25 protein-coding genes and 2 tRNA genes are annotated in these 23511 nt (G+C 70.4%); 6 read left to right on the forward strand and 21 right to left on the reverse strand.

What is annotated here, in order from left to right; all coding sequences use genetic code 11:
* Positions 1 to 73 precede the first annotated feature (73 nt).
* Positions 74 to 147, reverse strand: a tRNA-Ile gene (locus ABEA46_RS05225).
* Positions 148 to 177: 30 nt separating this feature from the next.
* Positions 178 to 1296, reverse strand: a complete 1119-nt coding sequence (locus tag ABEA46_RS05230; protein ID WP_345543306.1) for a DMT family transporter — start codon at positions 1294 to 1296, stop codon at positions 178 to 180.
* Between the two features lie 42 nt (positions 1297 to 1338).
* On the opposite strand from ABEA46_RS05230, the gene def reads away from it, so the two are divergent.
* The 3 genes from def to ABEA46_RS05245 all read left to right on the forward strand — a co-directional run bounded on the left by def (position 1339) and on the right by ABEA46_RS05245 (position 3120).
* Positions 1339 to 1905 (forward strand): peptide deformylase, encoded by a 567-nt coding sequence (def, locus tag ABEA46_RS05235; RefSeq protein WP_345543307.1) that lies wholly within the window; start codon positions 1339 to 1341, stop codon positions 1903 to 1905.
* Between the two features lie 87 nt (positions 1906 to 1992).
* A complete protein-coding gene (locus tag ABEA46_RS05240) occupies positions 1993 to 2439 on the forward strand; it encodes a DUF6153 family protein (RefSeq protein WP_345543308.1) in 447 nt (148 codons plus the stop codon).
* Positions 2440 to 2523: 84 nt separating this feature from the next.
* Positions 2524 to 3120 (forward strand): DUF305 domain-containing protein, encoded by a 597-nt coding sequence (locus tag ABEA46_RS05245; protein ID WP_345543309.1) that lies wholly within the window; start codon positions 2524 to 2526, stop codon positions 3118 to 3120.
* A gap of 48 nt (positions 3121 to 3168) precedes the next feature.
* On the opposite strand, the gene ABEA46_RS05250 is transcribed toward ABEA46_RS05245, so the two are convergent.
* From ABEA46_RS05250 to dusB, 7 genes are all read right to left on the reverse strand, one after another.
* Positions 3169 to 3804, reverse strand: coding sequence for a DUF1345 domain-containing protein (locus ABEA46_RS05250; protein WP_345543310.1), 636 nt, complete (start codon positions 3802 to 3804; stop codon positions 3169 to 3171).
* Between the two features lie 36 nt (positions 3805 to 3840).
* The gene (locus ABEA46_RS05255; protein ID WP_345543311.1) at positions 3841 to 4509 is read right to left on the reverse strand and encodes a hypothetical protein; all 669 of its coding nucleotides are present in this window, start codon (positions 4507 to 4509) and stop codon (positions 3841 to 3843) included.
* A gap of 64 nt (positions 4510 to 4573) precedes the next feature.
* Positions 4574 to 4646, reverse strand: a tRNA-Asn gene (locus ABEA46_RS05260).
* A 77-nt stretch (positions 4647 to 4723) separates the two neighbouring features.
* A complete protein-coding gene (locus ABEA46_RS05265; RefSeq protein WP_345543312.1) occupies positions 4724 to 5512 on the reverse strand; it encodes an ATP-binding cassette domain-containing protein in 789 nt (262 codons plus the stop codon).
* Positions 5513 to 5587: 75 nt separating this feature from the next.
* A complete protein-coding gene (dnaG, locus tag ABEA46_RS05270; RefSeq protein WP_345543313.1) occupies positions 5588 to 7459 on the reverse strand; it encodes a DNA primase in 1872 nt (623 codons plus the stop codon).
* Positions 7459 to 8802: a deoxyguanosinetriphosphate triphosphohydrolase gene (locus ABEA46_RS05275; protein WP_345543314.1), complete on the reverse strand. Its 1344-nt coding sequence runs from the start codon at positions 8800 to 8802 to the stop codon at positions 7459 to 7461. Before ABEA46_RS05275 ends, dnaG begins: the two co-directional genes overlap by 1 nt.
* Positions 8792 to 9958 (reverse strand): tRNA dihydrouridine synthase DusB, encoded by a 1167-nt coding sequence (gene dusB, locus ABEA46_RS05280; RefSeq protein WP_345543315.1) that lies wholly within the window; start codon positions 9956 to 9958, stop codon positions 8792 to 8794. Before dusB ends, ABEA46_RS05275 begins: the two co-directional genes overlap by 11 nt.
* A gap of 60 nt (positions 9959 to 10018) precedes the next feature.
* Between dusB and ABEA46_RS05285 the strand changes: the two genes are divergently transcribed.
* On the forward strand, positions 10019 to 10522 hold the full coding sequence (locus ABEA46_RS05285) for a glutathione peroxidase (protein WP_345543316.1): 504 nt from the start codon (positions 10019 to 10021) through the stop codon (positions 10520 to 10522).
* A gap of 58 nt (positions 10523 to 10580) precedes the next feature.
* Here ABEA46_RS05285 and ABEA46_RS05290 read toward each other — a convergent pair whose 3' ends face one another.
* The 5 genes from ABEA46_RS05290 to recO all read right to left on the reverse strand — a co-directional run bounded on the left by ABEA46_RS05290 (position 10581) and on the right by recO (position 15037).
* Positions 10581 to 11273, reverse strand: a complete 693-nt coding sequence (locus tag ABEA46_RS05290; RefSeq protein WP_345543317.1) for a DsbA family oxidoreductase — start codon at positions 11271 to 11273, stop codon at positions 10581 to 10583.
* On the reverse strand, positions 11270 to 11956 hold the full coding sequence (locus ABEA46_RS05295; RefSeq protein ID WP_345543318.1) for a hypothetical protein: 687 nt from the start codon (positions 11954 to 11956) through the stop codon (positions 11270 to 11272). Before ABEA46_RS05295 ends, ABEA46_RS05290 begins: the two co-directional genes overlap by 4 nt.
* A 25-nt stretch (positions 11957 to 11981) precedes the next feature.
* On the reverse strand, positions 11982 to 13376 hold the full coding sequence (gene gad / locus ABEA46_RS05300) for a glutamate decarboxylase (RefSeq protein ID WP_345543319.1): 1395 nt from the start codon (positions 13374 to 13376) through the stop codon (positions 11982 to 11984).
* A gap of 108 nt (positions 13377 to 13484) precedes the next feature.
* Positions 13485 to 14297, reverse strand: a complete 813-nt coding sequence (locus ABEA46_RS05305) for an isoprenyl transferase (RefSeq protein WP_345543320.1) — start codon at positions 14295 to 14297, stop codon at positions 13485 to 13487.
* Positions 14294 to 15037 (reverse strand): DNA repair protein RecO, encoded by a 744-nt coding sequence (gene recO / locus ABEA46_RS05310; RefSeq protein WP_345543321.1) that lies wholly within the window; start codon positions 15035 to 15037, stop codon positions 14294 to 14296. The genes ABEA46_RS05305 and recO overlap by 4 nt, the downstream gene beginning before the upstream one ends.
* A gap of 59 nt (positions 15038 to 15096) precedes the next feature.
* Between recO and ABEA46_RS05315 the strand changes: the two genes are divergently transcribed.
* Positions 15097 to 15783 carry a trimeric intracellular cation channel family protein gene (locus ABEA46_RS05315; RefSeq protein ID WP_345543322.1) on the forward strand — a complete coding sequence of 229 codons (687 nt, stop codon included), beginning with the start codon at positions 15097 to 15099 and terminating at the stop codon, positions 15781 to 15783.
* A 92-nt stretch (positions 15784 to 15875) separates the two neighbouring features.
* On the opposite strand, the gene leuA is transcribed toward ABEA46_RS05315, so the two are convergent.
* Positions 15876 to 17636: a 2-isopropylmalate synthase gene (gene leuA / locus ABEA46_RS05320; RefSeq protein ID WP_345543323.1), complete on the reverse strand. Its 1761-nt coding sequence runs from the start codon at positions 17634 to 17636 to the stop codon at positions 15876 to 15878.
* Between the two features lie 253 nt (positions 17637 to 17889).
* On the opposite strand from leuA, the gene ABEA46_RS05325 reads away from it, so the two are divergent.
* Complete coding sequence (locus ABEA46_RS05325) at positions 17890 to 18525, forward strand: hypothetical protein (RefSeq protein WP_345543324.1); 636 nt, start codon at positions 17890 to 17892, stop codon at positions 18523 to 18525.
* A 6-nt stretch (positions 18526 to 18531) separates the two neighbouring features.
* Here ABEA46_RS05325 and era read toward each other — a convergent pair whose 3' ends face one another.
* From era to ABEA46_RS05355, 6 genes are read right to left on the reverse strand one after another with little or no spacing between them, the layout of a single operon-like run.
* On the reverse strand, positions 18532 to 19461 hold the full coding sequence (era, locus tag ABEA46_RS05330; RefSeq protein WP_345543325.1) for a GTPase Era: 930 nt from the start codon (positions 19459 to 19461) through the stop codon (positions 18532 to 18534).
* Positions 19458 to 20810 (reverse strand): hemolysin family protein, encoded by a 1353-nt coding sequence (locus ABEA46_RS05335; RefSeq protein WP_345543326.1) that lies wholly within the window; start codon positions 20808 to 20810, stop codon positions 19458 to 19460. Before ABEA46_RS05335 ends, era begins: the two co-directional genes overlap by 4 nt.
* On the reverse strand, positions 20807 to 21277 hold the full coding sequence (gene ybeY, locus ABEA46_RS05340) for an rRNA maturation RNase YbeY (protein ID WP_191170699.1): 471 nt from the start codon (positions 21275 to 21277) through the stop codon (positions 20807 to 20809). Before ybeY ends, ABEA46_RS05335 begins: the two co-directional genes overlap by 4 nt.
* The gene (locus ABEA46_RS05345) at positions 21274 to 22389 is read right to left on the reverse strand and encodes a PhoH family protein (protein ID WP_425563162.1); all 1116 of its coding nucleotides are present in this window, start codon (positions 22387 to 22389) and stop codon (positions 21274 to 21276) included. The genes ybeY and ABEA46_RS05345 overlap by 4 nt, the downstream gene beginning before the upstream one ends.
* Positions 22367 to 22714, reverse strand: coding sequence for an HIT domain-containing protein (locus ABEA46_RS05350; RefSeq protein ID WP_345543327.1), 348 nt, complete (start codon positions 22712 to 22714; stop codon positions 22367 to 22369). Before ABEA46_RS05350 ends, ABEA46_RS05345 begins: the two co-directional genes overlap by 23 nt.
* A 58-nt stretch (positions 22715 to 22772) precedes the next feature.
* Positions 22773 to 23510 carry a 16S rRNA (uracil(1498)-N(3))-methyltransferase gene (locus tag ABEA46_RS05355; protein WP_345543328.1) on the reverse strand — a complete coding sequence of 246 codons (738 nt, stop codon included), beginning with the start codon at positions 23508 to 23510 and terminating at the stop codon, positions 22773 to 22775.
* Between the last annotated feature and the right edge of the window lies 1 nt (position 23511).

The raw sequence follows: 23511 nt of genomic DNA on the forward strand, positions 1-23511 counted from the left end.
AGGAGGGTGAACGAAATATCGGCGGGAACGCGCAGAGGCCGCGGCTCCGGGGAGCCGCGGCCTCTGTTTCGAGTAGGGCGGGTGGGACTTGAACCCACGATCGTCGGGTTATGAGCCCGCTGCCTTGACCAGCTTGGCCACCGCCCCGCACGCGCGTGCGCGCACACGAGCCTACCGTCAGCGGTCGTCGCTCTTTCCGGTGGCGTCCCTGCCGGCGGAGTCCTTGTCGGCGCGATCCTTGACCGGCGGCTCCGGCCACACCTTCGACACGGCCTCGGTGACCTTGATCGAGCCGGTGCGCGGGTGGGCGGCATCCACCGGTCCGCCGTGGCTGCCGCGCTCGATCGGGATCTCCTGACTGTCGCTCACGACCTGAGGATGATGGCGCGCCAGCTGGAACACGCCCCACACCGCGATGGCGCCCACGACGCCGAACGAGATGAACACCCACAGCGGCGCACCCGCCGCCTCTTGCAGGATCGTGAGGCCGATGATGATCGCCACGATCGGATCGACGACCGTGAGACCGGCGACGACGAGGTCGGGAGGGCCTGAGGCGTACGCGCTCTGCACGAAGTACGCGCCCACGATCGCGGCGATGATCAGCGCGATGACGCAGACGAGGGTGAGCCAGTCGAACTCCTCGGCCTTGATGCGCTCGATGACCACCTTGGCGAGGGTCGCCACGAAGCCGTACAGCACACCGGCGGCGATGATGTAGAACAGGGCGCCGATCCGGGAGCGCAGCCAGATCCACAGGCCCGTGAAGACGATCGCGACGACGGCCAGCAGTACGAGGATCGTGATGAGCTCGGCGTCTGAGACAGGCTTCTCGGTGGCGAACAGTGCGGCGATGGCCACGAAGACGAAGATCCCGCCGACGCACGCGCCGATCGCGATGAGCGAGCGTTTCGTCGGCTTGTGCCCGCTGATCTGCGCGTTCAGAAGGGTCGTGATCACCAGCGCGATCGCGCCGAGCGGCTGCACGACGATGAGCGGTGCGAAGGCGAGGGCCGACAACTGGCACACGATCGCGAGCCCGAGCATGATCGTGCCGATCACCCACGACGGGCGCGCGAGCAGCTTGAGCAGGTGGCTGAACTCCAGCCCGTTGCTGCCGGAGGACCCGGTCAGCCGCTCGACCTTGGTGACGCCGCGATGCTGGTACTGCGCGCCGAACGACATGAACACCGCGCCGAGCAGTGCGAGCGGGATGCCGATCAGGATGCCGGGGTTCTGAAACGCGCCGACGAGCTGATCGCCGACATCCCCGAGCTCATCCGCAGTCCACACCACCCTTCGACACTAGCCGGAGGCGCCGCTGGGTAGGCTCAAGGCGTGGCTGTTCTTCCGATTCGCATCATGGGCGACCCCGTCCTGCACTCCCCTGCGTCGCCCGTCGGCGAGATCACCGACGAGGTCCGCACGCTCGTCGCCGACATGTTCGAGACGATGGATGCCGCGCCCGGCGTGGGACTGGCCGCCCCGCAGGTGGGTGTCGCGCTGCGGATCTACACCTACACGTACCCGGGCGACGACGGGACCCCGTGGCGCGGCGTCATCATCAACCCCGAGCTGTGGATGCGGCCCACCGAGCCCGGCGCTCCCGACCCCGACGAGGAGTCCGAGGGCTGCCTGTCGTTCCCGGGCGAGCGGTTCCCGCTGCGACGCTCCGACGAGGTTCTGGTCACCGGCACCGACCTCGACGGCGAGCCGGTGCGCATCCAGGTCGACGGCTGGCGGGCACGGATCATGCAGCACGAGTTCGACCACCTCGACGGCATCCTCTACGTCGACCGGCTCGACGACGGCGACTGGAAGACCGTCCAGAAGATCGCGCGCAAGCGCGGCTGGGGGCGCCCGGGCAGCGCATGGACCCCCGGCATCGACGACCTGGAGGCCTGAGCCCGAGCGCTCGCGTATACCCATATGGGGTATGGCGTAGAGTGTTGCTCGCGCGCCGTCGGCGTCGCCGCACCGGGAGGAGAGTGGATGCCGCACCCCCACGTCCTCCCTCGCCTGGGGGCCATGATCGCGCGCACGCTGGTGGTCGCCGCCGTCATCCTCGGACTGCTCGGCATGCACGTCCTGATGTCGCCGGGAGCGCACGGCGCTCACGGCGGTGTGTCCGGTGGCGCCTCGGCCGCGTCCGCGACGCACCACGACGCTGCCCACGTCCCCGCGGCGCCCGCGATGGCGGAATCCGTCGCCGCCGTGGCGAGGCCGGCCGGCGACGGCACCGGCGCGCCCGGAGGCGTCTGGGCCGTCGTCTGCGCCCTCGCCCTGCTGCTCGCCGCCCTGGTGGCAGTACGGCCCTCCGTGTTCTGGCGCGACCCGCGCTCCGGCCGGCCCCGCGTGGCCGCCGCCTGGAGGGTTCTCACGGACCGCGGGCCGAGGCATCCCCCTTCTCTCATCGCCCTCTCGATCAGCCGGACCTGACCCGTTCTCTGCCCGGCACGCCCGGGCACGCATCACCGCGCCCTCGCGCGGAGTCAGACGACACCGACCGGAAGAGAGATACCGATGAACACGCGTACACGCCTGCTGACGGCAGCCGTTCCCCTCGTCCTCGCTCTGGGGCTCGCCGGCTGCGCCGGCGCCGCAGACGGCGATATGGCGGGGATGGACCACGGAGCGAACACCCCCGCCGCGACGGCCGCCGGCGCGAAGGGAGCGGACGTCATGTTCGCGGCCATGATGATCCCCCACCACGAGCAGGCTGTCGAGATGGCCGACCTCGTGCTGGCCAAGGACGACGTGGACCCGCGGGTGCGGGCCATCGCCGAGCGGGTGCAGGCCGCGCAAGGACCCGAGATCGCGCGCATGCAGGGTTGGCTCGACGTATGGGGCGTCGACGAGCAGGCCCCGTCGTCGGGGATGGATCACGGCGCCGGCATGATGACCGAGGACGACATGACCGCGCTCGCCGACGCGGACGGCGCGACGGCGGGCGTGCTGTTCCTGGAGCAGATGGTCGCGCACCACCAGGGCGCCGTCGTCATGGCTGAAGAGGCGCTTGACAGCGCCTCGGACGCCGATGTGCTCGAGCTCGCGCGTCAGGTGATCGCCGACCAGACGGCCGAGATCGACGAGATGCAGCAGCTCGCCGCCCAGCTGTGACCCTGCGCGTGGGGGTCGGCGGACGAGCCGGCTCCCACGCCGGGCAGCTCAGCCCAGACCTGTGACGAGGTTGATGACGGTCGCCAGGATCACGGCGCCGAACAGGTACGCCAGGAGCGTCTGCGCGACGACCGTGCGACGGATCGCGTTCACGGTGACGTTCGTGTCCGAGACCTGGTAGGTCATGCCGAGGCCGACGGAGAAGTACGCGAAGTCGCTGTAGGTCGGGTCCTCCTGCTGATTGAACACGATGCCGCCCACCGGCTCGGTGTAGTACATGTGCGCGTACCGCAGCAGGTAGTCCACCTGGATCAGCCCCCACGACGAGGCGACAGCGAGGACGCAGATGCCCGCGAGCAGGAATGACGTCAGCTCGTCGGCGTGGCGCGCCTGGAACAGCACCACTGCGACGGCGCCCAGGCTCGCGATGCTGCCGACCAGCGCGATCAGTCGCGTGAGTCGGCGGCTCGGATCCTCCACCGTCGCATGAGCACGTGTCTGCGCGGCATCCATCCGCCACACCATCGGCAGCACGAGCAGGATGCTCGTGAGCGACAGCGCCGCCCACCCGGCGAGCAGGCCGGCGGCCAGCCCCAGGAACGGCGTGACCGCGCTGCCGACCAGCACGCCCACGACGAGCGACGCGACGCCCCGGGTGAGGATCGCGGGGCGGGGACGGGGCATGCCCGCATCATGGCACAGCGTTCGCGCTGCGCACCGTCACGCCGCGGCGGACTCCGCACGCCGGTTCTGACGCTCCACCCAGCGTCGCAGCTCCACCTCGGCGCCCGGGGGCGCCTGGGCGATCACGTTCATCCCCTGCCGCACGAGATGTGTGCCGACGCGCATCGGACCCCACACGCGCGCGGTCGACAGCGCGCCGGTGTCGACATCGCGCACCTGCACCTGAGTCGTGTCGGTCGACGAACGGCGGCGCGTGCCGCCCGCGACGTGCTGCACGACGAGCACGGGCAGACTGTGCTCCGACGCCGTGGCGAGCACCGTGTCGAGGTCATGGGCGGCCCACTGCCGGCGGATGCCGCGGACCGTCCACAGCGCGACCACGACCACGACCGCCGTGGCGATGCCGGTCGGCACCAGCCACAGACTGGCCAGCGTCAACAGGCAGGCCCACAGGACGTTGCCGCGGAAGGCCAGCAGGATCGCGGCCACCGACGGCACCAGGTCGAGGAACAGCCACGGAGCGGGTGCGGCGACGAGCAGCATCCACGGCTCCCCGCCGAACACCACGACCAGTCCGACCCACGCGACGACGCACGCGTAGGCGGCGAGCACCGCCAGGAGCGGGACGGAGCGGTAGATCGGCTGCGGCGCGGGCACCGCGCCCTCGACCGCGAGCAGCGGCGAGGACTTCGCACGACCCGGCATGACACCCCTCGAGCAACGCATCCGAAAAGAAGAAAGCCCCGGGGGTGGAGCCCCGAGGCCTTCGCTCCCCCACTTGGACTCGAACCAAGAACCTATCGGTTAACAGCCGATTGCTCTGCCAATTGAGCTATGGAGGAATGTTCCGCACTCTCGTGCGGGCAACTAGACCATATTAGCAAAGCTCAACCCATGCTCATGACCATCGGTGGCGCGATCATGATCCGACGAGCCGTCGGTCCGCGTCCGCGCTCGGCGTCCAGAGCAGGTCATGCGTGCCATGCCCGTACGCGACCGGGCGGCCCCCGCGCAGCACCAGGACGTCGGCATCCAGCTCTTTCACGACCTCGGGCTCGTTGGTGACCACGAGGGCCGCCATGCCGAGTTCGCGCCGGCGTCGCAGGATCGCCTCGCGAGCGGCCTTGCGCACTTCGACGTCCATGTTGGCGAACGGCTCGTCAGCGACCAGCACGCGCGGCTGCAGCACGAGAGCGCGCGCGAACGCGACCCGCTGGCGCATGCCGGCACTGAGCTCGTACGGATACTTCGCCGATGCGCCGAGCGGCAGCATCAGCTCGTCCAGCAGCGACGCGATGCGCACCGCGAGCCCTCGGGCGCTGACGCGGCGATCGCGGCTCGTGATCGGCTCGCCGATGACGTCGGCGACGGTCAGGCGTGCCGGCAGATGCGCTCCGGCGGACTGCGGCAGGTAGCCCGCGTAGTAGGTGAGGTACCGATGCGCGCGTCCGGGATGCCGCACCGACACGCCCTCGACGGTGCCGCTGCCGCCGACCACGGCGAGGCCCGGCTCGTCCGCTCCGGCCAGCACGGCCGCGAGCGAGGACTTGCCGGAGCCGGTCGGCCCCATGAGCGCCAGCGTGCCGCCGCGCGGAAGGCGGAAGGTCACCCCGTCCACGACGCGCTGCGCCGGCCCGCCTCGCCCTGCCCGGGCGATCGACAGGTCCGAGCAGTCGATCGCGATGTCTGCATCTCGTCGGCGAGCCATTCCCTCATCCTGCCGTGGAGCGCCCCGACGCACCAGCAGACAGCGCCGCACGTGCGGCGATCCGCGCAGGCCTGCTCAGGAGGCTTCGTCGGCGACGGTCTGGCGGCGTGCGTCCAGCTCGCGCAGGCGCAGGCGGATGCTGCGTCCCTCTTCCGAGTCCGCCGGCACGCGCTGGATGGCGCCGAGCAGTTCGGACTTCTCTCGATCGAGTCCGCGCAGCACGAGCCGGCGCAGCAGGTCGCTCGCCGAGGCCACGGCGGCGTCGTCGTCGAGCGCCGGGAAATTGCCGGCCAGGAGCTCGGCCGCCAGCGATCGGTAAGGCTCCCGCACGGTGGCCACGGCATCCACCGACCAACCCGGGCGCTGCATCGTCGGGACCGCGCCGGCCACGCCGACGCGCACCGCCTCGAGCGGCGGGAGCCGGAACGGCAGCTCGAGCGCGGGGGCGACGAGGGTCGGATCCATGCGGTGCCCGAACTGCAGCACACCCATGAGCGCGTCGCGCTCGAGAGCGGCCTCGGGTGTGCGCGGCAGCGTCGCCAGCGTCACCTTGCGCACACCGTCATCGCCGGCGTCCGTCGTCTGCTCGGCCGGGGGCGCAGGATCGCGCCGGCGGTCGTCCCGCGGGCCGCTGCGCGCGGCACGCTCGACCTCACGGCGGACGTCCTCGGTGTCCATGCCCAGCCGGCGTGCGAGCACCCGGATGTACTCCGGCTGCAGGAGCGGATCGCGCAGCTCCGCGACGACCGGCGCCGCTGTGCGCAGCGCCCCGACCCGGCCCTCGACGCTCGCGAGGTCGAACCCGGCGATGCGCTGGTCGAGCACGAACTCCACCATCGGCACCTTGGTCTCCATGAGCCCTCGCACCGCGCCGTCGCCGCGGGCGAGCCGCAGGTCGCACGGGTCCAGACCCTCGGGGCCGGTGGCCACATAGGTCTGCGCGTTGAACCGCTTGGCGTCGGCGAAGGCGCGCAGCGCCGCCTTCTGGCCGGCGGCGTCGGGGTCGAAGGTGAAGACCACCTCGCCCGCCGTCGAGTCATCGCCCATCACGCGCCGCAGCACCGTGATGTGGTCGGCGCCGAACGCGGTCCCGCATGTCGCGATGGCTGTCGTGATGCCCGCCAGATGGCACGCCATCACATCGGTGTAGCCCTCGACGACCACGACGCGGTGCTCCCGTGAGATGTCGCGCTTGGCGAGGTCGAGCCCGTAGAGCACGTTCGTCTTCTTGTAGAGCGTCGTCTCGGGCGTGTTGAGGTACTTCGGGCCCTTGTCGTCGTCATACAGCCTGCGGGCGCCGAAGCCGATCACCTGGCCCGTGACGTCGCGGATCGGCCACACCACGCGCCCGCGGAAGCGGTCGTACACGCCCCGCTGGCCCTGCGACACCAGGCCGGCCGACGAGAGCTCCTCGTCGGTGAAGCCCTGCGTGCGCAGCGCCTTGGTCATGCCCTCCCAGCCCTTGGGGGCGTAGCCCACCCCGAAGTGCCCGGCAGCGCCCGCATCGAATCCGCGCTGGCCGAGGAAGCGGCGTGCGGTGTCGGCCTCGGGCGTCATCAGCTGGGTGCGGAAGAACTCCGCGGCGGCGGAGTTGGCGGCGTAGAGCCGCGCGCGGCCGGTGTGCTCGGGGGCGGCGCCGCCGTCCTCGTAGTGCAGCGCGTAGCCGATGCGGCCCGCGAGCTTCTCCACCGCCTCGGTGAACGACACGTGATCCATCGCGCGCAGGAACGAGTACACATCGCCCGATTCGCCGCACCCGAAGCAGTGATAGAAGCCTGCCTGGGGACGCACGTTGAAGCTCGGGCTGCGCTCGTCGTGGAACGGGCACAGGCCCTTGAGCGAGCCGACGCCGGCCGACTTGAGCGCGACCCGCTCGCCGATGATGTCGGCGATGTTGGTGCGGGCCTTGACCTCGTCGACGTCGGCCTGACGGATCCGTCCCGGCATCAGCGGGCTCCGTGCGAGGGGACGTCCATCGGGCGCGCGCCCGGTGCCCAGACGCCGACTGTCGCGGCATCCACCGGCGCGACGAGCGTGCCGTGCCAGGCGATCGCGAGCTGATCGGTGAGGCTCGCGACTTGGTCCACCACGGCGCGCCGGCGCGCGATGTCGGTCGGTGCCGCGGCGAAGTCCTGCGCGTGGATCGCGTCCAGCGCCTCGGGGTGCTCCCACAGCGCCGTCGCCAGGCGCTTGAGCAGACGGCGCTGCTCCTTGTACAGATCCTTGCGGCCCTCGATCGACACGACCGCCGCACCGATGATGCCCTTGAGCACCGCCATCTCGGCCTCGACGATTCGCGGCACGACGAGGTGGCCGCGGTAGCGGGTGAGCACCGAGAGGTCGTAGGCCTCGCGCGTGGCGGTCGTGGCTGCCCGGGCGAACCGCCCGATGAGGTCGGAGGTGAGGTTCTTCAGGCGCGCCAGTGCGGCGCGCGTGCCGTCGAAGGAGTCGATCCACTCCGGCATGCGCGTCAGGCGGAACAGGGCATCCTCGAGCTCGTCGCGCGCGAAGTCGAAGCCGACCCACGACTGGATCGCCGTCAGCAGCCCTTCATGCTCGCGCGGATCGACCAGGCGCGCCGGATCGAGGTAGCCGTTGACGATGGCGTCCTCGAAGTCGTGCACCGAGTACGCGATGTCGTCCGACAGGTCCATGACCTCGGCCTCGATGCAGCGGACCCTCCCGGGAGCATCGGCGCGCAGCCAGTGGAAGACCTCTTCGTCGTCGGGGTACACGCCGAACTTCAAGCGGCCGCCCGGATCGGGCAGCGGATGATCCGCCGTCCACGGATACTTGCAGGATGCGTCCAGGCTCGCCCGGGTGAGGTTCAGTCCGAAGCTGCGGCCGTCGGCGTCGATCACCTTCGGCTCGAGACGCGTCAGGATGCGCAGCGTCTGCGCGTTGCCCTCGAAGCCCCCGAAGTCCTCTGCCCATTCGTTGAGCGCCCGCTCGCCGTTGTGACCGAACGGCGGGTGCCCCAGGTCGTGGCTCAGGCACGCGGTGTCGACGACGTCCGCCGCCAGCTGCAGCGCGGTGGCGAGCTCGCGGCCCACCTGCGCGACCTCGAGCGAGTGCGTCAGCCGGTTGCGGGCGAAGTCGGCAGGACTCGCGGGGCTCAGCACCTGCGTTTTGGCCGCCAAGCGCCGCAGTGCGGCGGAGTGCAGCACGCGGGCGCGGTCGCGCGCGAAGTCGTCGCGCTGCGACCGGTGGCGTTCGGCGTGGAACCGTGCGGCATCCGCGTCGTCGTACCCGAAGGGCCGCTCCGACGCGCCCGCCTCGTCACCCGCCACTGTGGTCGAGTTCCGCTTCGGCGAGGGCGATGGATGCCGCGGCCCCGAGCTCGCGCGAGTTCAGCCAGCCGTCGGGCAGGGCGGGGCGCTTCGGGGTGCCGGCGCGGCCGCGCTGACCCTCGGCGGCGGCGCCGGGGTACGGCGCGTCGAGGTCGAGCGTGGCGAGCAGGTCGTCGATCTCGGCGAGGCTGGAGGCTGTCGCGAGGCTGGCGCGCAGCTCACCGCCCACCGGGTAGCCCTTGAAGTACCACGCGACGTGCTTGCGGATGTCGCGGCAGCCGCGATCCTCGTCGTCGAAGAACTCGACGAGCAGTTCGGCGTGGCGGCGGAAGGCGTCTGCCACGAAGCCGAGGGTGGCGTCGACGGGGTCGGCCGGCGCGGCGTCGGGGCCGCCGAGCGCGCGGGCCAGGTCGCCGAACAGCCACGGGCGTCCGAGGCAGCCGCGACCGACGACGACGCCGTCGCAGCCGGTCTCGGCCATCATGCGCACCGCGTCCTCGGCCGACCAGATGTCGCCGTTGCCGAGCACCGGAACGCTCGTGACGGTCTCTTTGAGCTGGGCGATCGCCGACCAGTCGGCCGTGCCCGAGTAGAACTCCGAGGCCGTGCGGGCGTGGAGCGCCACGGCCGCGACGCCCGCGTCCTCGGCGATGCGCCCCGCGTCGAGGTAGGTCAGGTGGTCGCCGTCGATGCCCTTGCGCATCTTGATCGTGAGCGGCACGTCGCCGGCGGCGCGCGCGGCGCGGGTCACGATCTCGCGGAACAGCCCGAGCTTCCACGGCAGTGCGGCTCCGCCGCCCTTGCGGGTCACCTTGGGCACGGGGCAGCCGAAGTTCAGGTCGATGTGGTCGGCACGGTCCTCCTCGACGAGGAGGCGCACGGCGGCCTCGGTCGTCGCGGGATCGACGCCGTACAGCTGGATGGAGCGCGGCGTCTCGGACTCGTGGTGCGTGATCAGCCGCATCGTGGTGGCGTTGCGCTCCACCAGGGCCCGGGTCGTGATCATCTCGCTCACATAGAGCCCGGCGCCGTACTCGCGGCACAGACGCCGGAAGGCGGTGTTGGTGATGCCCGCCATCGGCGCGAGCACCACGGGGGCGTCGAGTTCGATGGGCCCGATGCGCAGCGTGGGCGCGGGGGCGATGGCAGTCGTCACGACTCCATTCTCTTACAGGAATCCGGCCCTTGGCTGAACGCCGGCGCTTAGCCTGGGGATATGACCGAGGCGACCCTCACCGACCTGCGCCAGATCCCCTTCCAGACCGCCGATGGCGGCACCGCCACACTCGCCGATTACGGCGACCAGGTGCTCCTCGTGGTCAATGTCGCGTCCAAGTGCGGCCTGACCCCGCAGTACGAGCAGCTCGAGGAGCTGCAGCGCGCCTACGCGGAGCGCGGGTTCACCGTTCTCGGATTCCCCTGCAACCAGTTCATGGGCCAGGAGCCGGGCACGATGGAAGAGATCCTCGAGTACTGCTCGACGACCTGGGGGGTCAGCTTCCCCGTCTTCGACAAGATCAAGGTCAACGGCGGGGGCGCGGCCCCGCTGTACAAGGCGCTCAAGAAGTCAAAGGACGCCGAGGGCGGCCGCGGCCCGATCGTGTGGAACTTCGAGAAGTTCGTGCTCACGCCCGATGGCGGCATCCACCGCTTCCGTCCCAACGTCAAGCCCGATGACCGGGCCATCGTCGAGGTCATCGAGTCGAACCTGCCGCGCTGACGCACACGTGCGAGCGGCCCGTCACGATCGCTCGTGACGGGCCGCTGCGGATCCGGGGTCAGGCGACGGCTTCGTCGGCCTCGACGTCGGCGCCGTTGTGCTCCGCCCACACCTGGCGGACGATCTGGGCGAAGGCGTCGGCCGGCTGCGCGCCCGACACGCCGTACTTGCCGTCGATGACGAAGAACGGCACGCCATTGATGCCGTAGGCGGCGGCCTGAGCCTGGTCGGCGCGCACCGCATCGAGGTAGCGTCCGCTCTGGAGGGCTTCGCGCGCGGCGTCGGCCTCGAGGCCCGCGTCCGCGGCGAGCGCGACGAGCTCGTCCTCCCGGCCGAGGTGGCGGCCCTCGGTGAAGTACGCCGCCATGAGGCGCTCGGCGAGCTCGTGCTGGCGGCCCTGCTCCTTCGCGAAGTGCAGCAGCTCGTGCGCCTTCACGGTGTTGGTGTGCTTGAGCAGGTCGAACCGGTACTCCAGGCCGGCGTCGGCGGCGACGCCGGTGACGCGCTCGAGCATCTGCTGCACCTGCTCACGCTGCATGCCCTTGTGGGTGGCCAGGAAGTCGAGCTCATCGCCGTCGAAATCGACCGGAGTGTCAGGAGAGAGCTCGAACGAGTGGAAGGTCACCTCGACGGCGGGGGCGTCCTCGTCGGTGGATGCCGCGGCCAGGCCGTTCTCGAGGTTCCGCTTGCCGATGTAGCACCACGGGCAGGCGATGTCGCTCCACACGTCGATCTTGATGGCGTCTGTCATGCTGGGGACAACCCCGGGTGGTCCTGCTCGTATTCCATCGACCTGCGCGCGAGCACGGCGGCGACGAAGAAGCACACTGCGCCGAGGAACGTGCCGAGGTTCACCCAGCGGGGATCGTAGATCGTCCCCGTCGCGGGCACCACGTAGGCACCGACGGCCGAGAAGCCGAACGCGACGGAGCCCGCCATGTTCAGCCACGTGCCGTGCGCGGTGCGCGCGTCGGGATCCCACAGCTCATGTCGGCGCCGTGCCGCGACGAGCGCGAGCACGCTCGCGATCAGGAACGCGGCCGAGCCCCACGCGTCGGGCGTCCAGCCCGTCGAGGGGGTCGACGTCGCCCGGATCGCTCCGATGAGCACCGCGGCGGTGCTCACGTTGAACAGCAGGGTGCCGACGAACTGCGCAGCCGCCGACCACCAGTCGGCGAAGTCGGCGGTCGACGAGGACCGCCGCGGCGGCCGCCGGCCGCTCAGGGCGAGCTGGATGAAGCCGCCCAGGGTGAAGAAGATCGACCCCGCGAAGAACGTCGCCGCATCCCACACCGGGCCGACCGCGTCGACGTACCAGGGCACCACGCCCACGGCGAAGAGGACCGAGCCGAACGCGAAGCCCCAGGACTCGCGTCGCAGCCGCATGACCCGTGTCCGCGGCGCCCGCCGGCGCCGCTCATGATCCGTGCTCACCCTGGTACCCGATCGCGACGTGCCGTCAGTGGTGGAACGACCCCGCCTCTTGCTCGCTCATCGGCACCGTGATCGGGTGCTTGTCGAAGTGCTCGATCGCAGCCCGGTAGTCGTCCATGAGGAGGGATGCCTCATCCCTGCCGAATCCGACGCGCACGAGGATCCGCTGGATCGCGAGATCCTCGCGGTTCGCGGGCATCGTGTAGGCCGGCACCTGCCAGCCGCGCGCCCGCAGCCTGTCGGCGAGGTCGAAGAGCGTGAACGGGTGCGCCACGTCCTCCTTCAGCTTCCACGACACGGCGGGAATCCCGGACTGCGGGCTCCCGTCGTTGATGATGTCGAAGTGCTCGAGCTTGCCGATCTCTTCGGCGAGGAACATGGCCGTGTCGTAGCAGGCCTGGTGGACCTTCCGATAGCCCTCGCGTCCGAGGCGCACGAAGTTGTAGTACTGCGCGACGATCTGCCCGCCCGGACGGGAGAAGTTCAGGGCGAACGTGGGCATGTTGCCGCCGAGGTAGTTGACGTCGAAGATCAGCTCTTCGGGCAGGTCCTCGGCGTCGCGCCAGACGATCCAGCCCACACCGAGCGGGGCCAGCCCGAACTTGTGGCCCGACGTGTTGATCGACTTCACGCGCGGCAGCCGGAAGTCCCAGACGATCTCGGGCGCCGTGAACGGGGCGAGGAAGCCGCCGCTGGCCCCGTCGACGTGGATCGGGATGTCCAGGCCCGTCTCCGCCTGATGCGCGTCGAGGGCGTCGCTGACGGCTTGCACCGGCTCGTATCCGCCCGTGAATGTGACGCCGAGCGTGGGGACCACGCCGATGGTGTTCTCGTCGACGCGCTTCATCACCTGCTCCGGCGTCATCAGGAACCTGTCGCCCTCCATCGGGATCTCGCGCAGCTCGACGTCCCAGTAGCGGGCGAACTTGTGCCAGCAGACCTGCACCGGACCCGTGATGATGTTCGGCTTGTCGACGGGCAGCCCCGCGGCGCGGCGACGCGCCTTCCAGTTCCACAGCAGCGCCATGCCCCCGAGCATCGCGGCCTCGCTGGAGCCCGTCGTCGAGGTGCCCAGGGTGTTGGCGGCATCCGGCGAGTTCCACAGGTCGGCGAGGATGTGCACGCAGCGCTCCTCGATCGCGGCCGTCTGCGGATACTCGTCCTTGTCGACCATGTTCTTGTCGAGCGTCTCGGCCATGATGAGCAGGACCTCGGGCTCGAGCCAGGTCTGGCAGAACGTCGCCAGGTTCTGACGGGAGTTGCCGTCCATCATCAGCTCGTCCGAGATGACGCGGTACGCGTGCCGCGGCAGCTGCTCCCTCTCGGGCATCCGGTACTTCGGCAGGGAACCCGACAGATCACCCGACGAGTAGATCTCGTCGAGCATCTCGTCACGGATCGAATCGCGCTTGTGCAGCATGCCGCCACCCCCAGTCAGGTCGCGCCCCGCACGCGACAGCCCGATGGTAGCGCCGTTCGGAGCGCGTGCCCAGGGTGATCTCGGCAACGCCCGCCCGCGCGCCGGCCGTCACGCCGAGGCGTCGCCGGGAGTGTCCACCGCGCCGCCGAAACGCCGGTCACGGCCGAGATACACGTCGATGCCGTGCCACAGATCGACGCGCGTGAAGTCCGGCCACAGCGTGTCGAGGAACACGAACTCGGCGTACGCCGACTCCCATAGCAGGAAGTTCGACGTCCGCTGCTCCCCGCTGGAGCGCAGGAACAGGTCGACGTCCGGCATCCCGGGCCGGTAGAGGCGACGCTGGATGAGCTTCTCCGACACTGCCGACGGCTTGAGCCTCCCGGCCGCGACGTCGTCGGCGATCGACCGCATGGCGTCCACGAGCTCGACGCGCCCGCCGTAGTTCACGCACATCGTGAGTGTCAGCACGTCGTTGCCGGCGGTCAGCCGCTCGGCGTACTGCAGCTCCTTGATGACCGAGCCCCACAGGCGCGGCTTGCGCCCGGCCCACTGGATGCGCACGCCCCACTCGTTGAGCTGGTCGCGGCGGCGGTGCAGCACGTCGCGGTTGTAGCCCATGAGGAAGCGCACCTCGTCGGGCGAGCGCGACCAGTTCTCGGTCGAGAACGCGTACACCGACAGATGCTTGACGCCCGCCTGGATCGCTCCTGCCACGACGTCGAGCAGCGCCGCCTCGCCGGCCTTGTGGCCCTCGATGCGGGTGAGGCCGCGACGGTTCGCCCACCGGCCGTTGCCGTCCATCACGATCGCGACGTGGTTCGGCACGGCGCCCTTCGGATACTCCGGCGGGTACACGCCGGTCCAGTCGAGCGGGCGGTACGGCACCGCGTCGCGATGCGTGTAGGGCTTGGGGGTCACCTGGGGCCTTCCGGTGGGGCTGCCGAGACGTGGGAGAGCGAGCGGATGCCGCGTTCCAGATGCCACTGGGCGTACGCGGCGATCAGGCCGGACGCGGCCGCCGTGGAACCCGGGGAGGCGGCATCCACCGCGTCCCACTCCCCCGCCATCAGCGACTGCAGGAGCGACACCGTGGCGGCGTCGACGCGCGCCGCGCCGACCGGGGCGCAGTCCCGGCAGACGATGCCGCCCTGCTGTGCGACGAACGTGTCGTGGGGGCCGGTGCCTCCGCAGCGTGCGCATTCGCCGAGGCCCGGAGCCCAGCCCGACAGCGCCATGGCCCGCAGGAGATACGAGTCCAGCACGCTGCGCGCGGCATGCTCGCCGCGCGAGAGTGCACGCAGGCCGCCCACGAGCAGGAGATACTGCTGGGGCGTCGCCTCGGCCTCGTTGAGCCGGTCGGCCGCCTCGACCATCGCGTGCGCCGACGTGTAGCGGTCGTAGTGGGCCACGATGTCGGCGCCGTACGAGCCGAGCGACTCCGCCTGCTGCACGATGTCGAGCGAACGGCCCTGGTACAGCTGCACGTCGGCCACCATGAACGGCTCCAGGCGCGAGCCGAACCGGGACGTCGTGCGGCGCACGCCCTTCGCGACGGCACGCACCTTGCCATGGCGACGGCTGAGCATCGTCACGATCCTGTCGGCCTCCCCCAGCTTGTGGGTGCGCAGGACCACGACTTCATCGCGGTAGGTGGGCACGCATCAATTATCGTCGCGTCGCCCTGCTCACGGGCGCCGCGCACCGCGAGAATGGAGAGGTGAACGAGCCGATCTTCGTGATCCCCCTGTGGGCGGATCTCATCGCAGTGGGCCTCGGCGGCATCCAGGGGGCGCTGTTCGCCTCGGGCTTCCGCGGTCAGCAGCGCCTCGACATGCTCGGCGTCGCCATCATCGGAATCGTCGTCGGAATGGGCGGCGGACTCATCCGCGATCTGCTGCTCAACGTCACCCCGACCACGCTGCAGAGCAACTGGTACCTGCTGACGGCGGGCGGTGCGGCGCTGTTCGGGATGCTGCTGGCCGGACTCTTCCAGCGCCTCAACGCCGTGATCGTCGGCCTCGACGCGCTCGTCATCGGCATGTTCGGCGCGTTCGGCACGAGCAAGGCGATCGTGCTGGGGCTGCCGCTGGTCCCTGCCGTGTTCGTGGGCGTCTGCGCGGCCGTGGGCGGCGGCATCCTGCGCGACATGATCATGGGGCTGCCTGTGGCGATCATGCACGTCGGGTCGCTCTACGCGGTGGCCGCGGCCGTCGGCTGCCTGGTCCTGGCCGTCGCGGAGCTGCTCGGAGTGAACGTCGTCGCCGCCGCGGTGATCGGGATCGCGGTCACCACGGTCATCCGCCTGCTCGCGGTGATCTTCGACATCTCGCTGCCCGAGCAGCGGGCCCTCTACCGGCGCAAGGTGGCGGTGGAGACCTCGGCGATCCCGATCGTCAAGCCCTGAGGCATCCACTCACGCAGCCGGGGTCCGGCTCCGGGCGAACACCGACGGGCGCGCGCGGGGATCGCCCGCGCACACCCGTCGACGGTCAGCGCTCAGACGGCCGCGAGGGCCGTTGAGCGCTCCCGCGTACGGATGGCGCGGTTCACGCCCGACACGATCGCCTTGAGCGATGCGGTCGAGATGTCTGAGTCGATGCCGACGCCCCACAGGCGCTCGCCGTCGACCTGGAGTTCGATGTACGCGGCAGCCTGCGCGTCGCCGCCGGCGCTGAGCGCGTGCTCGACGTAGTCGTACAGCGTCACCTCGAAGCCCTGTGCGCGGACGATCTCGAGGAACGCCGCGACCGGGCCGTTGCCCCGGCCGGACTCCTCGCGGCGCTCGTCGCCGTCGCGCAGCGTGATGTCGAGCGCGACATCGCCCGACAGATCGCTGCGGGTGCTGGTGGCCAGCAGCTCGAAGCGGCCCCAGCGGTCGCCCGGGACCTCCGACGGCAGGTACTCGTCGGTGAAGATCTTCCAGATCTGGTCGCTCGTGATCTCGCCGCCCTCGGCGTCGGTCTTGGCCTGCACGACGCCCGAGAAGTCGATCTGCAGCTTGCGCGGCAGGTCGAGCGAGTGGTCGGTCTTCAGCAGGTAGGCGACGCCGCCCTTGCCGGACTGCGAGTTGACGCGGATCACCGCCTCGTACGAACGGCCCAGGTCCTTGGGGTCGATGGGCAGGTACGGGACCGCCCACTCGATGTCGTCGACGGTGACGCCGGCCTCGGCCGCACGCGCCTCCATCGCCTCGAAGCCCTTCTTGATGGCGTCCTGGTGCGATCCGCTGAAAGCGGTGAACACGAGGTCGCCCGCCCACGGGCTGCGTTCGTGCACTGGCAGCTGGTTGCAGTACTCGACGGTGCGCTTGACCTGGTCGACGTCGCTGAAGTCGATCTGCGGGTCGATGCCCTGCGTCAGCAGGTTGATGCCCAGGGCGACGAGGTCGACATTGCCGGTGCGCTCGCCGTTGCCGAACAGGCACCCCTCGATGCGGTCGGCGCCGGCCATGTAGCCGAGCTCGGCCGCCGCGATCGCGGTGCCGCGATCGTTGTGCGGGTGCAGCGACAGGATGACGTTCTCGCGGTGGGCCAGGCGACGGCTCATCCACTCGATCGAGTCGGCGTAGACGTTGGGCGTGGCCATCTCGACCGTCGCGGGCAGGTTGATGATGACCTTGCGCTCGGACGTCGGCTCGAAGATCTCGATGACCTGGTTGCACACGTCCAGCGCGAACTCGAGCTCGGTGCCGGTGTAGCTCTCGGGCGAGTACTCGTAGAAGACCTGGGTCCCGGGGATGCGCTTCTCGAACTCGCGGCACAGCCGCGCGCCCTCGAGGGCGATGTCGATGATGCCCTGCTCGTCGGTGCGGAAGACGACCTCGCGCTGCAGCACGCTCGTCGAGTTGTACAGGTGCACGATCGCCTGCTTGGCGCCGGCGATCGCCTCGTAGGTGCGCTCGATCAGGTGCTCGCGCGCCTGCGTCAGCACCTGGATGGTGACGTCGTCGGGGATCAGTCCCTCTTCGATCAGCTGGCGCACGAAGTCGAAGTCCGTCTGGCTCGCCGACGGGAAGCCGACCTCGATCTCCTTGTAGCCCATCTTCACGAGCAGGTCGAACATGATGCGCTTGCGCTCGGGGCTCATCGGATCGATGAGCGCCTGGTTTCCGTCACGCAGGTCGACGGCGCACCAGCGAGGCGCGACGGTGATGCGCTGGTCGGGCCAGGTGCGGTCAGGCAGATCCACCCGGATCTGCTCGTGGAACGGCCGGTACTTGTGGACGGGCATGGCCGAGGGCTTCTGGGTGTTCTTCATGATGTCGTCGCTTCTCTTCGTTGTCGCCGCCGCGAGGGGGCGGGCGATGCCTGATGATGCGGGCCAACGAAAAGCTCCGCGACGAGGAAGGCCCTAGAACGAGGTCTCGTCGCGGCGGCTAAGAAGAAGGAGCCCACCGAAGCGCATGGCCTCAGGCTACACCCGTGATCGGCGTGAGCGCGAACCGGGACGACGAGCGGATGCCGCAGCCGCCGCTCCGAGACGATCGTGGCCGCGCCGACACGTATGGGGTATGAGACGCCTCTCCCGGCCGCTCGGCATCGTCGCCGCCGGCGCCCTCGTCCTGTTCGCCGCGACCGCCTGTGCCACCGCGACCCCCGGTTCGGGCGGGTCGGCCGCGCCGCTGGGCGCCGTCACACCCGTGCCGCCGGACGGCGAGGTGGCAGCCGTCGGCACCGTCCTGGACGCCGGCGGCGACGTGCAGCTGTGCATCGGGGCGATCGCGGAGTCGTATCCGCCGCAGTGCGGCCCCGCCGGCATCCCGCTCGACGGGTGGACGTGGGAGGGCGTCGAAGGATTCGAGGCTTCCGGCGACACGACGTGGGGCGCGTATGCCGTGCGCGGCACATACGACGGCGACACGTTCACCGCCGCCCAGCAGCCCGTGATGCTCGCTCTGTACGACCCGATCGCGCTGCCCGATCCGACCGGCGGGGAGCCGGGGAAGGGCGATGACGCGACGCTCGCCGGCATCCAGGACGAGCTGCCGGATCGCCTGGGCGACTCCTACCTCGGGTCGACGCCGCAGGACGGGTGGCTGTGGATCGACGTGGTGTGGGACGACGGCACGTGGCAGCACGCCGCCGACGCCGAGTACGGCGAGGGGCTCGTCGTGATCCGCTCGGCCCTGCGCGACATGGACGGCTGAGCCGGGTCAGAACCCGAGCCGGCCGAGCTGCTTGGGATCGCGCTGCCACTCCTTGGCGACCCGCACGTGCAGCTTCAGGAACACCTTCGTGCCCAGCAGCGGCTCGATCTGGGCACGGGCACGCGTGCCGACATCCCGAAGGCGGGATCCCTTGTGTCCGATGATGATCGCCTTCTGGCTGTCGCGCTCGACGACGATGTTCGCGTAGACGTCGGTCAGCCCGCCCTCCTCGCGTTCGGCGACGTCGTCGATCGTGACGGCGATCGAGTGCGGCAGCTCGTCGCGCACGCCCTCGAGCGCGGCCTCGCGGATGATCTCGGCGATCCGGTCCTCGGTCGATTCGTCGGTCACGACATCGTCGGGGTACAGCGCCGGTCCCACGGGCATCAGCGAGAGCAGCTCGTCGCTCAGCACGTCGAGCTGGTCGCGCGTGAGCGCCGACAACGGGATCACCGCGGCCCAGTCCTCGCGCAGGCTGTCGACCTCCATGAGGCGCTCGGTGATCTGGTCGCGCGAGGCCGCGTCCGTCTTGGTGACGATCGCCACCTTCTTGGCCCGGCCGTAGCCGTTCAGCGACTCCGCGATGCGACGATCGCCGGGGCCCACCTTCTCCGTCGCCGGGACGCAGAACCCGATCACGTCGACGTCGCCCAGCACCTGCTCGACGAGATCGTTGAGACGCTGACCGAGCAGCGTCCGCGGCTTGTGGAGTCCCGGCGTGTCGACGATCACGAGCTGCCCGCCCGGCCGGTTCAGGATGCCGCGGATCGCGCGGCGCGTCGTCTGAGGCTTGTCGCTCGTGATGGCGACCTTCTCGCCGACCAGCGCGTTCGTCAGCGTCGACTTGCCCACGTTGGGGCGGCCGACGAATGTGACGAAGCCGGAACGCCCCTCTGCGGCCGCGTCGGTCTCGGGGGTGGACGGGGACTCGCTCATGGCGTCTCCTCCTTCTTCGGCAGCCGGATCTCGCCGGTGCGCGGGTTCACGATGCGGATCTCGCCGGTGCGAGGCGGACGGCCGATATCGGTGGCGGGATCGCCGCGCTCGACGAACACCGTCGAGATGCCGCGCCCGCGGCCGCGCGACGCACCGCCGGTGAGGACCAGACCGGCGTACTCGGCGGTCGCGCCGGGCTGCGGCACGCGGCCCAGCGCCTTGCCGAGCAGTCCGCCGATCGAGTCGACGTCCTCGTCCTCGAGGTCCAGGCCGAACAGGTCTCCGACCTCGTCGAGCCCGAGGCGGGCGCTCACCCGGTAGTGACCAGGCTCCAGCTCGGTGACCTCTTCGGCGCGCGGGTCGTACTCGTCGGAGATGTCGCCGACGAGCTCCTCGATGAGGTCCTCGAGCGTGACGAGCCCCGACACCCCGCCGTACTCGTCCACGACGAGGCACACGTGCACCGCGTCCCGCTTCATCTGCTGCAGCAGCGTCTCGGCCTTCATCGACTCGGGCACGAAGACCGCGGGCCGCGCGATGCGGGCGATCGGGGCATCCCGCCAGCCGGTCTCGTCGCGGAACCCGAACTGCACGAGGTCCTTGAGATACAGCACGCCGACGACGTCGTCGGCGTCGTCGTCGACGATCGGGACGCGCGACACGCCCTTCTCCAGGAAGATCGTCATCGCCTCGCGGGTCGAGGTCGAGGCATCCACCGTCACCATGTCGGTGCGCGGGACCATCACCGCGCGCACGAAGGTGTCGGTGAAGTCGAACACGGAGTGGATGAGCTCGCGGTCGTCCTGCTCGATGAGCTCGTTCTCGGCCGCCTCGTCGATGATGCTGAGCAGCTGCTCCTCGGACGCGAACGACGAGCCCCGCGATGCGCCCGGCGTGATGCGGGTTCCCAGTGCCACGAGACCGTGCGCGAGCGGCCCGAGGATGATGCGCACACCGCGGATCACCGGTGCCGCGCTGCGCAGCAGCCCCTTGGCGTGCAGGCGTCCGACGGTGCGCGGGCTCGCGCCGACCACGACGTACGACACGCCGGTCATGAGCACCGCGGCGGCGAGCATCGCCCACCAGATGTTCGAGAACAGCAGCGTGAAGGCGACGGTGACGAGCACGGCGGCCGTCGTCTCGGCGAGGACGCGGATGAACAGCACCGCGTTGCTGTGCGCCTCGGGATCGGCCGCGATGCGCTGCAGCGCCTTCGCATTGCCGCCGCCGGCACCGAGTTCGGCGAGGTCGGCACGCGAGGTGACGCCCAGCGCCGCGTCGATAGCGACCATGAGGGCGCCGAACGCGAGCAGGAGCGCTGCGGCGACGAGGAGGAGCGCAGCGGTCATGCGCGGGGTCGTCGGCGTTCGGACGCCTGGAACGACGCGATGAGCTCGCGCTGCAGGCCGAACATCTCACGCTCCTCTTCGGGCTCGGCGTGGTCGAAGCCGAGGAGGTGCAGCAGACCGTGCGTCGTCAGCAGGATCAGCTCGTCCAGCGTCGAGTGCTTCGCTGCGACGGCCTGCGTCTCGGCGACCTGAGGGCACAGCACGATGTCGCCGAGCAGGCCGGCGGGCGTGGGCATGTCCTCGGTGCCGGGACGCAGCTCGTCCATCGGGAAGCTGAGCACATCGGTCGGGCCGGGCTCGTCCATCCACTGCACGTGCAGCGCCTCCATGGCGCCCTCGTCGACGAGGAGGATCGCTACGTCGGCATCGGGGCTGACGTGCAGCTCCGCGAGGTTGTGCTCCATCAGACGCAGCAGCACCGTCTCGTCGACGGCGATCCCGGACTCGTTGCCGATCTCGATGGTCATGAGCGTCCTCGCTTCGGAAGGTGGTCACGGGGGCCGCCGGAGCGCGGCATCCCCGAGCGCCGCTCGGCGCGGTTGGCGAATTCGGATGCCTCGTCCCGCTCGCGGCGGGCGGCCAGGCGCAGCTCGTCGTACTCGCTGTAGGCGTCGACGATGCGGCCCACGAGGCTGTGACGCACGACGTCGTCGCTCGTGAGGTACGCGAAGTGGATGTCGTCGATGTCCTTCAGCACGCGCGTCACCAGCCGGAGCCCTGACGCACCCTGCGGCAGGTCGACCTGCGTGATGTCGCCGGTGACGACCATCTGCGTGCCGAACCCGAGGCGGGTGAGGAACATCTTCATCTGCTCGGGCGTGGTGTTCTGCGCCTCATCGAGCACGACGAACGAGTTGTTGAGCGTGCGGCCGCGCATGTACGCGAGCGGCGCGACCTCGATCGTGCCCGTCGCCATGAGCTTGGGGACGATCTCGGGATCCATCATCTCGTTGAGCGCGTCGTACAGCGGGCGCAGGTAGGGGTCGATCTTGTCGGTGAGCGTGCCGGGCAGGAACCCCAGCCGCTCCCCCGCCTCGACGGCCGGACGCGTCAGGATGATGCGCTCGACCTCTTTGCGCTGCAGCGCCTGCACGGCCTTCGCCATCGCCAGATAGGTCTTGCCTGTTCCCGCGGGGCCGATGCCGAACACGATCGTGTGATCCTCGATCGCGTCGACGTAGGCCTTCTGCCCGAGCGTCTTCGGGCGGATCACGCGTCCGCGCGACGAGAGGATCGCCTCGCCCAGCACTTCGGACGGCCGCGGACCGCCGGACGCGGCGGCGTTGCGCAGGATGCGGTTGGACGAGGTCACATCGGACTCGCCGAGTGCGTGGCCTGCGCGCGTCATGGCCAGGAGCTCGTCGACCAGCGACCGTGCGGCGGCGACGGCCTCGGCATCCCCCGAGAGGGTGATCTCGTTGCCGCGCACGTGCACGTCGACGCCGGGGTGCTCCTTCTCGACGACGCGCAGCAGCCGGTCCTGCGGTCCGAGCAGCTGCACCATCGCCACGCCGTCGGCGTAGACCCGGTCGGTCACGGAGTTGTCAGAGGGGTGATCAGGCACCGAGGCTCTTCTCATCGAGTCCGCCTGCCAGCACGTGCGCGTGCACGTGGAAGACGGTCTGGCCCGCGTGGGGGCCGGTGTTGAATACGAGACGGAAGTCGCCGTCCGACAGCTCGGCGGCGACGGTGTGGGCGAGGCCGACGACCTCGGTCATGAGTGCCGGGTCGGCGGCCGCGAGCTCGACGACGTTGCGGTACTCCTGCGTGCGAGGGAAGACCACGACGTGCACGGGAGCCTTGGGAGCGATGTCTTTGATCGCCACCGCGTTCTCGGTCTCTCCGACGACTTCGGCCGGGATCTCGCCGTTCAGAATGCGGGTGAAGACCGAGGGTTCGCTCATGCGCCAAGTCTAGCGACGCGGCCCCGCGCCCGGCCCGATCGGCATGGTCAGCCGCCGCTCACCAGCGGCCGAGTCGCGTGCTGACCACGGCGAGGGCGGCGGGCCCGGCCGTCGAGGTGCGCAGCACGGTGTCGCCCAGCCGCACGAGCCGGGCGCCGGCGGCCGCCAGCAGATCCAGCTCGTCCGGCGCGATCCCGCCTTCCGGCCCCACGACCAGCACGACATCGCTCTCGTCGGCGGAGTCGAGGTCGATCGCGCTGAGCGCGTCGGCGGCGGTCGGCTCGAGGACGAGGATCCGGGATGCCGCGGCCCGCTGCGCGAGCACCTTCGTGGTGGCGACGTCCGCGATCTCGGGCAGCCACGCGCGATGCGCCTGCTTGGCGGCCTCGCGGGCGATCGTCGCCCATCGCGTGCGGCCCTTGGCGGCCTTGACCGCATCCCACCGCGAGACACTGCGCGACGCCTGCCACGGCACGATCTCGTCGATTCCGAGCTCGGTCGCGGCCTGCACCGCGAGCTCGTCGCGGTCGCCCTTGGCCAGCGCCTGCACCAGGACGACGCGCGGGCTCGGCGCCGCGGCATCCCTTCGCTGCTCGACGGCGACGACCACCTCGCGCGGCGCGACGGACGCGACACGCCCCGTCAGCCAGGCGCCGCGGCCGTCGCCGAGCGTGACCTCCTCGCCGACGCGCACGCGCCGCACGGTGGCGGCATGATGCGCCTCGGCGCCGGTGAGGGTCACCTCGTCGCCGGGGCCGGCCGTGAGGCGTTCGTCGATGAGGAAGTGCAGCGCCATG

The sequence above is a fragment of the Microbacterium jejuense genome, from assembly GCF_039544225.1.
Classification (GTDB): Bacteria; Actinomycetota; Actinomycetes; order Actinomycetales; family Microbacteriaceae; genus Microbacterium; species Microbacterium jejuense.

Excerpts from the sequence above, each read along its gene's own strand:
- ABEA46_RS05265 (WP_345543312.1), bottom strand. The coding sequence starts at position 5,512 with ATGGCTCGCCGACGAGATGCAGACATCGCGATCGACTGCTCGGACCTG.
- ABEA46_RS05245 (WP_345543309.1), top strand. The coding sequence starts at position 2,524 with ATGAACACGCGTACACGCCTGCTGACGGCAGCCGTTCCCCTCGTCCTC.
- leuA (WP_345543323.1), bottom strand. The coding sequence starts at position 17,636 with ATGAAGAACACCCAGAAGCCCTCGGCCATGCCCGTCCACAAGTACCGG.
- ABEA46_RS05240 (WP_345543308.1), top strand. The coding sequence starts at position 1,993 with ATGCCGCACCCCCACGTCCTCCCTCGCCTGGGGGCCATGATCGCGCGC.
- ybeY (WP_191170699.1), bottom strand. The coding sequence starts at position 21,277 with ATGACCATCGAGATCGGCAACGAGTCCGGGATCGCCGTCGACGAGACG.
- ABEA46_RS05290 (WP_345543317.1), bottom strand. The coding sequence starts at position 11,273 with ATGACAGACGCCATCAAGATCGACGTGTGGAGCGACATCGCCTGCCCG.
- ABEA46_RS05255 (WP_345543311.1), bottom strand. The coding sequence starts at position 4,509 with ATGCCGGGTCGTGCGAAGTCCTCGCCGCTGCTCGCGGTCGAGGGCGCG.
- ABEA46_RS05335 (WP_345543326.1), bottom strand. The coding sequence starts at position 20,810 with ATGACCGCTGCGCTCCTCCTCGTCGCCGCAGCGCTCCTGCTCGCGTTC.
- ABEA46_RS05355 (WP_345543328.1), bottom strand. The coding sequence starts at position 23,510 with ATGGCGCTGCACTTCCTCATCGACGAACGCCTCACGGCCGGCCCCGGC.
- ABEA46_RS05285 (WP_345543316.1), top strand. The coding sequence starts at position 10,019 with ATGACCGAGGCGACCCTCACCGACCTGCGCCAGATCCCCTTCCAGACC.
- ABEA46_RS05325 (WP_345543324.1), top strand. The coding sequence starts at position 17,890 with ATGAGACGCCTCTCCCGGCCGCTCGGCATCGTCGCCGCCGGCGCCCTC.
- ABEA46_RS05250 (WP_345543310.1), bottom strand. The coding sequence starts at position 3,804 with ATGCCCCGTCCCCGCCCCGCGATCCTCACCCGGGGCGTCGCGTCGCTC.
- gad (WP_345543319.1), bottom strand. The coding sequence starts at position 13,376 with ATGCTGCACAAGCGCGATTCGATCCGTGACGAGATGCTCGACGAGATC.
- ABEA46_RS05350 (WP_345543327.1), bottom strand. The coding sequence starts at position 22,714 with ATGAGCGAACCCTCGGTCTTCACCCGCATTCTGAACGGCGAGATCCCG.
- dnaG (WP_345543313.1), bottom strand. The coding sequence starts at position 7,459 with ATGCCGGGACGGATCCGTCAGGCCGACGTCGACGAGGTCAAGGCCCGC.
- ABEA46_RS05345 (WP_425563162.1), bottom strand. The coding sequence starts at position 22,389 with ATGAGAAGAGCCTCGGTGCCTGATCACCCCTCTGACAACTCCGTGACC.
- era (WP_345543325.1), bottom strand. The coding sequence starts at position 19,461 with ATGAGCGAGTCCCCGTCCACCCCCGAGACCGACGCGGCCGCAGAGGGG.